At 29.2% G+C, this 15,047-nt stretch carries 13 protein-coding genes; 11 read left to right on the forward strand and 2 right to left on the reverse strand.

The window, feature by feature from the left end:
* Nucleotides 1-35 precede the first annotated feature (35 nt).
* The 6 genes from recQ (at nt 36) to BS62_RS01460 (ending at nt 8,908) form a co-directional block, all read left to right on the forward strand.
* The gene (gene recQ / locus BS62_RS01435) at nt 36-2,180 is read left to right on the forward strand and encodes a DNA helicase RecQ (protein WP_496489454.1); all 2,145 of its coding nucleotides are present in this window, start codon (nt 36-38) and stop codon (nt 2,178-2,180) included.
* A 350-nt stretch (nt 2,181-2,530) separates the two neighbouring features.
* Nucleotides 2,531-3,292: a DeoR/GlpR family DNA-binding transcription regulator gene (locus tag BS62_RS01440; RefSeq protein WP_496489455.1), complete on the forward strand. Its 762-nt coding sequence runs from the start codon at nt 2,531-2,533 to the stop codon at nt 3,290-3,292.
* 15 nt (nt 3,293-3,307) lie between these two features.
* Nucleotides 3,308-4,624: a four-carbon acid sugar kinase family protein gene (locus BS62_RS01445; protein WP_496489456.1), complete on the forward strand. Its 1,317-nt coding sequence runs from the start codon at nt 3,308-3,310 to the stop codon at nt 4,622-4,624.
* Nucleotides 4,625-4,652: 28 nt separating this feature from the next.
* Nucleotides 4,653-5,660: a 4-hydroxythreonine-4-phosphate dehydrogenase PdxA gene (pdxA, locus tag BS62_RS01450; RefSeq protein WP_496489457.1), complete on the forward strand. Its 1,008-nt coding sequence runs from the start codon at nt 4,653-4,655 to the stop codon at nt 5,658-5,660.
* 22 nt (nt 5,661-5,682) lie between these two features.
* Nucleotides 5,683-7,065 (forward strand): GntP family permease, encoded by a 1,383-nt coding sequence (locus BS62_RS01455; RefSeq protein ID WP_496489458.1) that lies wholly within the window; start codon nt 5,683-5,685, stop codon nt 7,063-7,065.
* 151 nt (nt 7,066-7,216) lie between these two features.
* Entirely contained in the window at nt 7,217-8,908 is a 1,692-nt protein-coding gene (locus BS62_RS01460) for an EAL domain-containing protein (protein WP_496489459.1), read from the forward strand.
* A 38-nt stretch (nt 8,909-8,946) separates the two neighbouring features.
* Here BS62_RS01460 and BS62_RS01465 read toward each other — a convergent pair whose 3' ends face one another.
* Nucleotides 8,947-9,804: a L,D-transpeptidase family protein gene (locus tag BS62_RS01465; RefSeq protein ID WP_496489460.1), complete on the reverse strand. Its 858-nt coding sequence runs from the start codon at nt 9,802-9,804 to the stop codon at nt 8,947-8,949.
* 219 nt (nt 9,805-10,023) lie between these two features.
* Between BS62_RS01465 and zupT the strand changes: the two genes are divergently transcribed.
* From zupT to BS62_RS01485, 4 genes are all read left to right on the forward strand, one after another.
* On the forward strand, nt 10,024-10,845 hold the full coding sequence (zupT, locus tag BS62_RS01470) for a zinc transporter ZupT (protein WP_496489461.1): 822 nt from the start codon (nt 10,024-10,026) through the stop codon (nt 10,843-10,845).
* Nucleotides 10,846-10,933: 88 nt separating this feature from the next.
* Nucleotides 10,934-11,248 carry a thioredoxin gene (gene trxA / locus BS62_RS01475; protein ID WP_496489462.1) on the forward strand — a complete coding sequence of 105 codons (315 nt, stop codon included), beginning with the start codon at nt 10,934-10,936 and terminating at the stop codon, nt 11,246-11,248.
* Between the two features lie 142 nt (nt 11,249-11,390).
* The gene (locus BS62_RS01480; RefSeq protein WP_496489463.1) at nt 11,391-11,846 is read left to right on the forward strand and encodes a DUF441 domain-containing protein; all 456 of its coding nucleotides are present in this window, start codon (nt 11,391-11,393) and stop codon (nt 11,844-11,846) included.
* 131 nt (nt 11,847-11,977) lie between these two features.
* The gene (locus tag BS62_RS01485) at nt 11,978-13,312 is read left to right on the forward strand and encodes a CoA-disulfide reductase (protein ID WP_496489464.1); all 1,335 of its coding nucleotides are present in this window, start codon (nt 11,978-11,980) and stop codon (nt 13,310-13,312) included.
* 19 nt (nt 13,313-13,331) lie between these two features.
* Here BS62_RS01485 and BS62_RS01490 read toward each other — a convergent pair whose 3' ends face one another.
* The gene (locus BS62_RS01490; RefSeq protein ID WP_496489465.1) at nt 13,332-14,525 is read right to left on the reverse strand and encodes a Na+/H+ antiporter NhaC family protein; all 1,194 of its coding nucleotides are present in this window, start codon (nt 14,523-14,525) and stop codon (nt 13,332-13,334) included.
* A 301-nt stretch (nt 14,526-14,826) separates the two neighbouring features.
* On the opposite strand from BS62_RS01490, the gene BS62_RS01495 reads away from it, so the two are divergent.
* Nucleotides 14,827-15,018 carry a hypothetical protein gene (locus BS62_RS01495; RefSeq protein ID WP_496489466.1) on the forward strand — a complete coding sequence of 64 codons (192 nt, stop codon included), beginning with the start codon at nt 14,827-14,829 and terminating at the stop codon, nt 15,016-15,018.
* Nucleotides 15,019-15,047 lie beyond the last annotated feature (29 nt).

The raw sequence follows: 15,047 nt of genomic DNA on the forward strand, positions 1-15,047 counted from the left end.
TCTAAGAAGAACTTAACATAGAAAGGAAGTATTTAATGAAAGAAGCATTGTTGACATTACAAAAATATTATGGATATAGCGAATTTAGAAAATCACAAGAAAATGTAATAAAAAATATATTATCTAAAAAAGATACTGTGGCTATTATGCCAACTGGTGGAGGTAAGTCTATTTGTTATCAAGTTCCAGCGTTATTATTTGATGGAATAACAATTGTAATATCACCACTTATATCACTTATGAAAGATCAAGTTGATAACATAAAAGACCTAGGGATAAATGCAGAATATATAAATAGCTCCCTTTCTAATAACGATATATTAAATATAATAGAAAAGTTAAAATCCAAAGAAACAAAAATTTTATATGTTGCTCCAGAAAGACTAGAATCATTTGAGTTTTGCAACTTAATGAAAACAATAGATATATCTCAAATTGCAGTTGATGAGGCCCACTGCGTTTCCCAATGGGGCCATGACTTTAGGACAAGTTATAGATATATATCAAAGTTTGTTAATATGTTGCCCAAAAGACCAATAGTTACAGCATTTACAGCTACAGCAACAACCGAGGTAAGTGACGACATAGTAAGACTTATAGATCTTAACAATCCAGGAGTTTTTATATCTGGATTTGATAGAGAAAATCTTAAAATTAACTCACTAAAAGTTGGAGATAAGTTTAGACATATATCAAATTATATAGAAGAAAATAAGGAACAGTCAGGTATTATATATGCTTCTACAAGAAAAGAAGTAGATAGTATTTATGAAAAATTAATTGAAAAGAATATTTCTGTTGCAAGGTACCACGCAGGATTATCAGATAATGAAAGACAACAAAATCAAGAAGATTTTGTTTATGATAGAGTAAATGTTATGGTTGCTACCAATGCTTTTGGTATGGGAATAGATAAATCAAATGTAAGATATGTAATACATTATAATATGCCAAAGAATATTGAGGCATATTATCAAGAAATAGGTAGAGCAGGTAGAGATGGAGAATTAAGTGAATGTATGTTGATGTTTTCTCCTCAAGATGTAATCACTCAAAAGTATCTAATAGAAATGAATATACAATCAGATGAAAGAAAGATTAACGAGTATAAAAAGCTCCAACTAATAGTTGACTTTGCCCATCACAATAGTTGTTTGAGAAAGTATATATTAAACTATTTTGGAGAAGAAGTAGAATATGAGGAATGTGGAAATTGTAGCAACTGTATTAATGAAGGAGAATATGTAGATAAAACTTTGGATACTCAAAAAGTATTATCTTGTATATATAGAATGAAAAAGGACTTTGGAGTAAATATGATAGTGGATGTACTAAGAGGTTCTTCTCAGAAAAAAGTTATACAAAATAGATTTAACGAGTTATCTACTTATGGAATAATGAAGAATTACTCAAAAGAAGATCTGTCTAGTTTTATAAACACATTAATATCACATGGATACCTGGGATTAAAAGAAGGGGAGTTTCCAACTATTGAGCTAAATAATAGGTCACTAAATATTTTAAAAGGAAAAGAAACTGTTACTTTAAAAGAATTTAATAAGATTAGAAAGATAATTGTTAATAATGAATTATTTGACATACTAAAGAATTTGAGAAGAGAAATAGCTGTAAAAGAAAATGTACCTCCATATTTTATATTTAGTGATTCAACTTTAAAGGAAATGAGCAATAGATATCCTATAAATAAACAACAAATGCTAGATGTATCAGGAGTTGGAGCTGCAAAGTTTGATAAATATGGAGAAAACTTTATTGAGTTTATCTCAGATTATGTAAATGAGAATAATATAAGTAATAAATGGGAGTTCAAAGGAAAATCTAAAGTTGAAATAGATGGAGATAAACTAAAAACTCATGAAAAAACAATGAATTTACTAAAAGAGGGCATGAGTATAAAAGAAGTTGCAAATGAAAGAGAACTTACTATAGCCACAATAATAAGTCATATTACAAAATGTATAGGCGAAGGAAATCTTTTGGATTTGGATATTAATTTTGAAGAATTGTTCACTAAAGAAGAGGAAAAGCAAATTTCAGAAGCTATAGACACGGTTGGAATGCAAAAACTAGGGGCTATTAAGTCTTTACTACCTAATGAAATTACCTATGACAAAATAAATGCAGTAATATTAAACAAAAAGAGATGCCTAATCAATTAGGCATCTTTTAAATTGGGGGAAATCGTTAAATTAAATTGGGGAGTTTTGAATTTAACTTTTTTAAATTCTATTAGATATATACCCCTTGCTATATATGCTAAACAGTAAATATTAAAAAAGTTAAGGAATTATTTATATAATATATGAGAACTATAATATAAAGGTTCACGTTATGAATAATAATGTGAACCTTTTTGTGCATTCAAACATAATTGAACATAAAATCGGTTTTTGTGTTCTCACTGTTAAATAAATAATCTTCTGTAAACTACTTGATTTATGATAAACGGTGACATATAATTTAAACAAATAAGAAAGTAAAACAACATAAAGGAACATGGGTGATAAAAATGTTTCAAATAGAGAGACAAACAAAAATATATAAATACCTACTTGAAAATAAAAAAGCAACTGTAAATAGTTTGGCAGAATACTTTGATGTTACTCCAATGACCATAAGAAGAGACCTTACAAAGATGGAAGAAGATGGATTAGTAGCAAGGACATTTGGTGGGGTAATGCTTAAGTCTAGCTTAGTCACAGAACTACCTTATACTGAAAAAGAAAGTTCATATATGGAACAAAAAAAGAAAATAGCAAGTGCAGCAGCAAATCTTGTAAAAGACGGTACTAGTTTAATCTTAGATTCAGGAACAACTTGTATGGAAATTGCAAAGCTTATATGTAATAAAAAAGATATAAAAGTTGTGACAAACGATATTTTAATAGCTGCATATCTTATGAAATATGAAAATATAGACTTATATTGCACAGGAGGTAACGTACAAAGGAATATTGGATCTTGTATAGATGATACTTCAAGAAAATTCTTTGAAAATATAAATGTAGAACTTTGTTTTGTAGGAAGCAGCGCAGTACATCATAAGTACGGAGTTTCAACACCTACTTCGCAAAAATCAGGTGTAAAAAAGGCAATTTTAAATGCATCTGATTACAAGATTTTGGTATCTGATAGTTCTAAGTATATGAAAAAGGGGTTCGTCAAAATATGCGATATAGAAGAGTTTGATATGGTAATTGTTGATTCTCACTTAGATTCTCAAGTAGAACAAGCATTAATAGATAAAGACATAAATATAAAAATAGTGTAGATGGAGTGATAGCATATGAAATTATTCGTTGTAGCTGACGACTTAACAGGATCTAATGCCACAGGTGTTCTTCTTTCAAAGGACGGTTTTAAATGTGCAACATTTATGTATCCAGAGCTAATAACAGAAAAAGAAATAAATTCCTATGATGTAGTTTCTATAAGTACTGATAGTAGAGGAATAAAAAAAGAAGATGCTTACAATGCTGTTTATAAAGAAGCTAGAGAAATGAAGGACAAGACTAGATTATTTACAAAGAGAATAGATAGTACTCTAAGAGGAAATGTAGGTGCTGAAATAGATGGTATAATTGATGCTCTTGATGGAGAGAGAGTAGCTGTTGTAGTTGCATCTTACCCAGATTCTGAAAGGATATCTGTAGGAGGATTTTTATTAGTAAATTCTATACCACTTGAAAAAACCCCAGTATCTAAGGACCCTAAAGCTCCAGTAACTATGTCAAGAGTTAAAGACATTATTAAACAACAAACTAAATATCAAGTTGGAGAACTATTTTTATCCGATGTAATGAATGGAGAAGAATATTTAAAAGAAAAAATGGAAGAACTAAAAAATGATGGAAACAAAATAATAGTTATTGATGCTGCGACAGATGACGAAATAATAACTATTGCCAAGGCTTCTAAAAATTGTAGTTTTGATATTATATGTGTAGACCCAGGGCCTTTTACAAGATATATGATGACTGAAACTTATGGACCGTCACCAGTAGAACTTGGTAAAAAGGTATTCTTTGCAATAGGAAGTGTTTCAGAAATAACTAGAAAACAAATAGAAACACTATTATCTGAAAAGTCACCTAAAATAGTTCACCTAAGCTCTGAAAATTTAATTTATGAAGATAAAAGAGAAAAAGAAATAAAACATGCTATTTCAAAAATAAAAGAGTACTTAAAAGACGATAGATGTGAAGCGCTTGGAGTTATAACAACTTTAGAAGAAGATGAAGTATTAGATCTAGGAAAAATTGCTAAAGAATTAAATACAAACGAAGAAGAAATTTCCCAAAGAATAAACAAAGGTATAGCAGAAATAACAGAAATAGCCCTTGAAATATCATCTTCAGCTATTGGTGGCCTATACACTAGTGGTGGAGATGTAACAGTTGAGGTAATGAACAAACTAGGCGTAAATGGTATAGAACTTAAAGATGAAGTTATACCTTTAGCCGTTTATGGGAAATTCATTGGTGGAAAATATCCTGGTATGCCTGTAGTTACAAAGGGAGGCCTTATAGGAGACTCAAATACTTTAGTAAAATGTATAGATTATTTATTAACTAAGGTTTCTACTTTATATTATGCAAAATAAATTTAGTTTTTAAGAGGAGATGATTTATATGAATAAACCATATATAGGAGTACCTATGGGAGACCCAGCTGGAGTAGGGCCTGAAATAGTGGTTAAATCAATAGTTAAGCAAGAGGTAAATGATTGCTCAAAGCCTGTTGTAATAGGAGACAAAAAAGTACTTCAAAAAGCAATAGAAATATGCAATGTAGATTTAAACATAAAGGTTATAACTAAGGTAGAAGATGGAGAATACAATACTAAAACTTTAAATTTAATAGACTTAGATAATATAGATATTGATAAATTAGAATATGGAAAAGTTTCAGGAATGTGCGGGAAAGCTGCTTTTGAATATATAAAAAAATCAATATATATGGCAATGGCAAAAGAAGTTGAAGCTATAGCAACAACTCCGATAAATAAGGAATCATTTAAGGCAGGAGAAGTTCCATATATAGGTCATACAGAGGTTTTAGAAGACCTTACTAATACAAATAATCCACTTACAATGTTTCAAGTTCATGGGCTAAGAGTATTTTTCTTAACTAGACATGTATCTCTTAGAAAAGCTTGTGACTTAGTAACAAAAGATAGAATGTATGAATTTATAGTGCGTTCAAAAGAAGCTTTAGAAGTATTAGGTATAGAAAATCCAAAAATAGCAGTAGCTGGACTTAATCCACACTCTGGAGAACATGGATTATTTGGTGATGAAGAAGGTAGAGAAATAGAACCTGCAATAGAAAAAGCAAGAGAAGAAGGAATAAATGTAGTTGGCCCTATAGGAGCTGATTCTGTATTCTACTTTGGTTTAAAAGGAAGCTTTGATGCGGTTTTATCACTATACCATGACCAAGGACATATAGCAACGAAGATGGTAGACTTCGAAAGAACTATATCATTAACTAACAATATGCCCTTCTTAAGAACTTCAGTAGACCATGGAACAGCATTTGATATAGCGGGTAAGAACATAGCAAGTGAGGTAAGCATGGTTGAAGCTATAATACTTGCATCACGATATGCACCTAATTTTAACAGCAAAAGAAAATAATAAGACATAGGAGGAAAAGACAATGAATGAAGTTACTGTTTCAGGTTCTCAAATACTTTTAGGACTTGGTATAGGAATAACATTAATGATATTCCTAATGGTAAAAACAAAAATACATGCATTTTTAGCTCTAATTATTGCAGCAGCTACAACAGGAATTATAGGTGGGATGGCACCAGATAAGGTTTTAGCAAGTATATCAGGTGGATTTGGTGGCACATTAGGTAGTATCGGTATAATAATAGGTTTTGGTGTAATGATGGGAGAAATATTTGAAGTATCTGGTGCTGCTAAGAGAATGGCACAGGTATTTATAAAATTATTAGGAAAGAAAAGAGAAGAATGGGCACTTGCTATAACAGGGTTTATGGTATCTATACCAATATTCTGTGATTCAGGTTTCGTTATTCTTTCTCCAATAGCAAAATCAATATCAAGAGCTACTAAAAAGTCAGTTATATCTCTAGGGGTATCACTTGCAATAGGTCTTGTTATAACTCACTCACTAGTACCTCCAACTCCAGGACCTGTAGGGGTTGCAGGAATATTTCAAGTAAGTGTAGGTAGCATATTATTATTTGGTATAATAGTAGCTATACCTATGACAATAGCTGGAATTGCTTATGCGAAATATATAGGTAACAAAATATATAGAATACCATCTGAAGATGGTGAAACTAATGAAGTATATGATGACAAAGAAAAACCACAATTAACTTATTCAGATACAAGCTTTGATGAAGAAGGATTACCATCAGCGTTTATGTCTTTTGCACCAATAATGGTTCCTATATTATTAATACTTGGAAATACTGTTTCTGCACAAATGGACGTTGCAGGACCGGTAGTTGATGCTATAAAGTTTTTAGGATCTCCAGTAATAGCAGTTGCTATAGGTTTAATAATTGCGATATACGGATTAGCTGGAAATAAACCTAGAAAAGAAGTAATAGGTGTTATGGAAAACGGTATAAAATCAGCAGGTGTTATAATGTTAGTTACTGGTGGTGGTGGAGCACTAGGTATGATAATAAGAGATAGTGGAGCTGGTCAATATTTAGCTGAACTTATAGCTCAAACTCCAATGCCAGCAGTATTATTACCATTTATAGTTGCATCACTTGTTAGACTGATACAAGGTAGTGGTACAGTTGCTATGACTACTGCTGCATCTGTTACAGCTCCAATGATGTTAACTCTTGGCGTAAATCCAATATTAGGAGCACTAGCTTGTTGTATAGGTTCATTATTATTCTCTCACTTTAACGATTCTTACTTCTGGGTTGTAAATAGAACACTAGGTGTTACAGAAGCTAAAGAACAAATAAGAGTATATTCAATGGCAAGTACAGTTGTATGGGCTGTAGGTCTTGTAGAATTATTAATACTTAATATATTTATGTAATATCAAAAAAGCTTTGAGGATTTTAACTCAAGGCTTTTTTCTGTATTATTCTACAAAAAAGATGTTATATATATAATTATAGATTTAAATAATGTATAATTACAATAGTTGGAAATATGTAGTATATATGTTGTTTTGAAAGGGGATATAAATGAAGGATATTTTTTGGGGGATTAATATCTTAAATACTTTATTATTAATTATTGTAATTTTATATTATACAGTTAAATATAAAAGATTGAATAGACGATTTAAAGTATTAATTGAAAGTGATAAGAAGCATGAAATATTTGAAATTGACTTAATTAAAAAGAAATTTTATTCAAGCTCTAACTTTTATTTATTTTTTAATAAATTACTAGATGTGAAATATATGAGTGTATATAAGTTATATTCCAAATTAGGTCTTAACTTTAGAACTCATTATAATATGATAGTTGAATCAGTAGATGAGAATACTAATTCTTATGAGATAGATTATAGCTTTTATATAGATGGACAAAGGAAATGGGTTAGAGAATACGGAAAGTTATTAGATAATGCAAAAATATCAGGAGTCATATTAGACATTACAGATAAAATGCTAGAAAGAGAAAAGTTACAATATGAAGTACAAAGAGATAAGCTAACAGGTTTATATAATAGATATAGATACAGAGAAAAAATACAAGAACTTATTGATGTAAATAAAGATAAATTAGGAGTATTTATATTTATAGACTTAGATAGATTTAAGGAAGTAAATGATACATATGGACATGCTGTAGGAGATATTTTACTTAGGAAGTTTAGTGAACTATTAACAAAACTAGATGATGATAACACTGTAATTTTCAGAATTGCTGGAGATGAATTTGGGCTATTTAAAAATGGTTTTGATAATAAAGAAGACATATATGAATATATAAACAAGTTCACAGAGAATTTTGATAAATTTATACAAATAGGAAATATTGATTTGGAACTAAAGTATAGTTGTGGGGTATCTATATACAATATTCACTGTAGTGAAATTGAAAAGTTAATAGAGTATGCTGATTTTGCAATGTATCAATCTAAAGATAATTCTAGTAAAACAGTAAGCATATTTGATGAAAAAGAGTATGAAAGTTGTAAAAATATGAAATATAAAATAGGTCAAGTTCCTATTGTTATTAAAGAAAATCAATTATATCCAGTATATCAGCCTATATTTAATATACAAGATAATACGGTGTATGGATATGAGGGGTTAAGCAGGGTAACTAATGTTGCGTTTAATAATATATTGGAACTTATACAAATTGCCAAAGATCACAATAAAAACTCAGAGCTCAATCAACTTATGATTGATAATATTTTAAAAGACTTTAGGTATGATGATAAAAAATTATTTATAAATTTAGAAATGAGTAATCCTGAAGTTGTACACAAAAACTTTGAAAAATATTTGATTGAAATGAAAAATATGGGGATAAAATTAGAAGATTTAGTTGTAGAAATACCAGAAAGAACTGATACTAAAAACAATTTTGTTTTAGAAATAATTGATATATTAAGAAAGTATAATATACCAGTTGCATTAGATGATTATGGGGCTGGATATTCAAATGAATATATTTTGGTAAAGGTACATCCAGAAATAATAAAATTAGATAAAAGTGTAATTTCTGGTATAGATATTGACGAATATAAACAAAAATTTGTTAGGCAATTTGTTGCATTTGCAAAGCAAACAAATACTAAAATAGTAGCCGAGGGAATAGAGACTAAGGGAGAGCTAGATAAGCTTGTAGAATTAGGTATAGATTATGGACAAGGATATTATTTAGGTAAACCTTTTAAGTTACATGCATATGTTTAAGACCGCACAAAATAGTGCGGTCTTAATTTATATAATTACTATTTTATAATTACAGTTGTATGTTGAGGAATGTTATCGTATATCCATTTTGCTTTCTCAGTATCAAGTCTTATACAGCCATGACTATAAGCTCCTCCTAATCTACCATCTGTAACTCTAGTCCCAGCTTGATTGTATATTACAGAATGATATAAATAATTTCCTGATATTTGAGTATAGTATTTAGCTTGGAATCCGTCCTCTTGACCGAATGATAAACCTTTTATGCCTACTCTAAATTCACCTGTTATTGTAGGAGTAGAACTAGCCCCTACAGTACACTGTAAACTCTCTAAAAGTTTATAACTATCATTACTTTTCTTAAATATATAGGTCATTCTATTTTGACGAGATGTAATTAATAGATAATCAGTATAACTAATTATATCATTTTCACTTACAAATCTATTTATATCAGAATGTATGTAAGTAAAATCTATAGGTGTTTTAGTTTTATACATAGTTTCATTGGTTGGGGGAGTTTTCAATTTATCTATAGTTTCTTTGTTAGCTTCTCCGCTGAGCTCAAGGTTTGTTTTATATTGAAAATTAAGTAAAGCTTCATATGTTGCATAGCCAAATTGTCCATCAATTTCAATATCATATCCATATTTAACTAGTCTATCCTGAATGTATTCAACATCTTTTCCTTTATCCCTTAACTTAGTTTCTTGTATTATTATTTCTTTTGGCTTCTCTTTTGGTTTTTTTTGATTTTCACTATTTTGTTCTGCTTTTTTGTTTTCCTTATAATCAATATATAAATTATGCTTAAATCGATTACCCCAGCTTATCCCAATAATCATAACGAGAGATAGAGCAATAAAGCCTTCTAGTATTTCCTTTTTAATTTTCACAATAACGACCCCCTTTAATTAAAGGTATAAGAATATTCAGATATAATAAATTTATTATTAGAAAGAGTATAGTATACTGATTTTTGATTAAAAATTATTAGTGTTTTTTATTAAAAATAATGGGTAAATATTAATTACCAAATAGTAACAAATTTAATATAATAATTAAAATGTAATCAATATGAATTTTATTAAGTATCGAAAATAGGGGGACGGTCAATGGATAATTTGATTTTTGCATTCTTACTGACCTTATTTGCTGGATTATCTACCGGAATTGGAAGTGCAATAGCATTTTTTGCTAAAAAAACTAATACAAAATTCTTATCAATTAGTCTAGGATTTTCAGCAGGAGTTATGATATATGTATCAATGATAGAGATTTTTGCAAAGGCAAAAGATTCTTTAGTATCAGAACTAGGAATTAAGGGAGGTTCATGGCTTACTGTAGCTTCTTTCTTTGCAGGTATGGGTATTATTGCTATAATAGATAAACTTATACCAAGTCATGAAAATCCACATGAAGCATATAAGGTAGAAGAGATAGGGTCAACTATAGAAGAAATTAAGTCAAAGGAAAAAGAAAATAATAGACTATTGAGAACTGGAACTTTTACAGCACTTGCTATTGGGATTCATAATTTTCCAGAAGGAATTGCAACATTTATATCAGCAATGGAGAGTCCAAATATTGCTATTCCAATTGCAGTTGCAATAGCTCTACACAATATACCAGAAGGGATAGCTGTATCCGTACCAGTATATTATGCAACTGGAGATAAGAAAAAGGCATTTTTATATTCTTTACTTTCTGGAATTTCAGAGCCAGTAGGTGCTGTTGTTGGATATCTTGTTTTATATCCTTTCTTAAATGATCTTATGTTTGGCATTATATTTGCAGCAGTAGCAGGAATAATGGTATTCATATCTTTAGATGAACTTCTTCCATCTGCTCGTGAATATGGAGAAGCTCATCTATCCATGTATGGACTTGTGGCAGGTATGATAATGATGGCAGTTAGTCTATTATTATTTTTATAATTGATTTCTCTAAAAGCAGTACCAATATAGAAGGTTTTGCATAATTATAATATATCGATTAAAGAAATATTATTAGGGGGGATATATTATGATAAGAACTGTTTCTGATAATGAATTTAGAAATAAAATTAAAAATAGCAAAGGACTATTAGTAGTTGACTTTTATGCAACTTGGTGTGGGCCTTGCAAACTACTTTCACCTGTACTTGAAGATTTAAATAGCGAAATGAGAAATGTAGAATTTATAAAAGTGGATGTAGATGCAGCTTCAGAATTAGCAGATCAATATAGAATAAAAACTGTACCTACTATGATGATATTTAAAAAAGGTAAGCTAGTAGATACTATAACTGGATTTAAGCCTAAGGATAATATAAAGGAAATACTTCAAAAACACTCATAAGCGTGATGATATAAAGTCAGACAAATATGCCACGGTATTGCCGTGGTTTTTTTGCGTGTTATAACAATTTAAACTACTTATACATAATATAAAATAGAAGTTATTATTTAAATCGAATAATTAAATTTTGGAGATGATATATTTGGAATCTAATATTATATTAATGTTAATATTAGCTGCCGCAGTTCTAGGAAAAGCAAATTCAGTAGCTGTTGCAACTTGTATACTTTTAATTGTTAAACTCTTAAATTTTGACCAATTGGTTTTTCCAACTATAGAAAAAAATGGAGTGTTTTGGGGCTTAGTATTACTCATAGCAGCAATTTTAATTCCAATTGCAAATGGAAACGTGGCCTTTACCAATATTAAGAGTATTTTTACCTCTTGGATTGGAATAATAGCACTTCTTCTTTCACTTTTTACAACTTATTTAAGTGGACTTGGATTAAATTATTTGACAACTCAAGGACATGGTGATATTATGCCTGCTTTGATTTTAGGATCAATAATTGCAGCAGCCTTTTTAGGTGGAGTTCCAGTAGGTCCACTTATTACATCTGGGATTCTAGCTGTTTTTGTAAAGATATTTGGGAAATAATAAAATCCCTTTTAGTACATAATACATGCTAAAGGGGATTTGGTGTTACTTATTTAGTTTATATGGGCATAAATATATTATAGTATATAAAAATAATTAGGTATCATAGTCATTTAACAGGAGGAATCAGTATGAGAATAGTAATAATAGGTGGAGTTGCAGCTGGTATGAGTGCAGCTGCAAAAGTAAAAAGAATATCAAAAGATTACGATGTAGTAGTTTATGAAAAAACAGATGTAGTTTCTTGGGGAGCGTGTGGTCTACCTTATTACGTAGGAGATTTCTTTAGTGATTCTGAAAATATGATAGCAAGAACTGCAGATAAATTTAGAGCAAGTGGAATAGAAGTAAATATAAATCATGAAGTATTAAGTGTAGATGTAAATAATAAAACTTTGAAAATAAAAGACTTAAAAACTAATAAAGAAATTGAAGATAGTTACGATAAACTTATGATAGCGACAGGAGCAAGTTCGATTATACCACCTATAGAAAATTATAATCTACAAAATATATTTACATTAAAAGAGTTAGATGATGGGATAAAATTAAAAGAGGAAGTAAAAAAGGATGATGTTAAAGATATAGTAATTATAGGTGCTGGATTTATAGGAATAGAAATAATAGAAGCTATGAAAAATATTGGCAAAAACGTAAGAGTTATTCAACGTGGAGATAGAATTCTTGCGGCTTCATTTGACAAAGAAATTACTGATATAATGGAAACTGAGATTATAAATCATGGAGTAAATCTTCATTTAAATGAGAATGTTAAGAGCTTTGAAGGAAAAGATAAGGTAAAAGGGGTAGTTACAGATAAAGGAGTCTATAAAGCTGATTTAGTAGTAATTAGTACTGGAGTAAGACCAAATACGGAATTTCTAAAAGAAACAGGAATAAATATGCTTAAAAACGGAGCAATTGTAATTGATGAATATGGAAGAACTAATGTAGATGATATTTATGCAGCTGGTGACTGTGCTAGTGTATATCATATTGTAAGAAATGAGAATGTATATATTCCTCTTGCAACAACAGCTAATAAGATTGGAAGAATAGTTGGAGAAAATCTTGCTGGACTAGAAAATAAGTTTGAAGGAACATTAGGCAGTGCAGCGGTGAAGGTTATGGATTTAGAAGCTGGAAGAACGGGAATTTCAGAAAATGAAGCTATTAAAATGGGATTAAACTATAAAACTGTTTCTATAAAGGATAAAAATCAAACTAGCTATTATCCTGGTCAGTCTGATATTAATGTGAAGCTAATATATGATAGCGATACTAAGGTAATACTAGGAGGACAAATTATCGGGGCAAAAGGGGCAGTACTAAGAATTGACGTATTAGCAGCAGTCATATTTGGTAAAATGACTACTGACCAATTAGGATTCTTAGACTTATGTTATGCACCACCTTTTGCAAGAACTTGGGATGTACTTAACGTAGCTGGAAATGTAGCTGAGTAATACAAAAAACCTTGAGTAATTAATTACTCAAGGTTTTTTGTATTGTTTTTGTTTTTAAAAGTCTAAAATAAATAATATTACATATTGGTATAAGATATAAGTAAAAAGCATAGGGTATATATCCTATATTATTTACATCCATTGTTGTAGTAGGTACAAATGCTGCGATATTCCAAGGAATAAGAGCAGATAATACAACTGCTGTATTTTCTAAGTCTATAGCTAATTTATAATTATCGACATTTTGTTCATTATATGGTTTTTTCATAAGGCTACTAGTAAGAACGATAGCTATAGATTGATTACAACCAAAAGCCGCAGTGATTATACTTGTTATAGTTGTATATAAAAATAGTTCAAATCGATTTCTTCCTTTCATCAATATGTCTTCTATACTTTTTAGCATATTTGTTCCATCAAATATCCCAGCTAATGAACATGATATAAACACTACTAGAGATGGTTTTAACATAGAAATAATACCACCACCTTTTATTATATTTTGAAGTGGGGTAGCTGCATCTAATTTAAAACCTAAAAAAATAAATTTAATAATATCTGCTAACTTATAATGTTGAAATATAATGCTTATAACACAAGCTACTAAAATACTTATAATCATTGAAATTTTAACGTCTACTTTAAACATAGCTAAAATTATTATTGTAATAGCAGGTAATAAAACTATCCAATTAATATAAAATGTATTGAGTATTTCAGTATTTATGTTAATTGATACAAGATTAAATGGTTCTTTTAGTGAAAATATAGTATATAAAATTATAGATAAAACAAAAGGAATTGCTGATGTTTTAAACATATTTTTAAAGTTTGTATGAAAATTTGTTTCTGTTAAGTGAGCAACTAAGTTTGCGCTAGAAGACATTGGAGAACATCTATCTCCAAAATAAGCACCTGCAATAATAGCTCCAGCTACAATATTTAAATTGATGTTTCCACCTTTAGCCATTACGATCAGAGCTATACCTACAGTACTTACAGTTCCAAATGATGTACCTAATAAAAAAGATACAAAAGAACTAATTAAAAATGAATATAGAATAAAAAAGGTTGGATTCATAAATTTTATTCCATAATAAACTATTCCAGGAACAGTTCCCGATGCCATCCAAATTGCCGTAATACTTCCTATTAAAATAAATATTCTTAAAACAATAAATGCTTTTTTACCACCATTATATGACATTTTCATAATATCTTTTAATAGAAAACCTCTTTTATATGAAACGAAAATAAATATTAAAAAACATAGGACTAATGGATATCCTATAAAGATTCCTTTATAAATAGAGAAGATCAGCATAAAAAACACAAATAACATACTAAAAACAATATCCATAGTATTTCCTTCTTTCATCAAATTTGTATATTTTTATATTATCATGAAATTATATTATTAGTAAAATTTATGTATTTGAAATGAAATTAAATACAATACTAATCTTGATATATAAAATAACTTAAATAATTTGTATTAAGGGAGGTATTCTAAAATGAAAAATAGAAAAATTAGTTCACAAGAAGAAATAGGAAAAGATTTAACTAAAATGAATTTAGAAATAGCTGATGAAATAATGGATAATGTAACACTTAAGAAAGGAAAAAATGGTGATTTTGGAAACTACAGTGTTAGAGATTTAATAGCAATAGGAGAGAGACAACAAAACATGAAAAATGAAAAATAGATTTTAATTAAAATAAGCTGTCTTTTTTA

It is taken from the genome of Sporacetigenium mesophilum DSM 16796 (genome assembly GCF_059569055.1).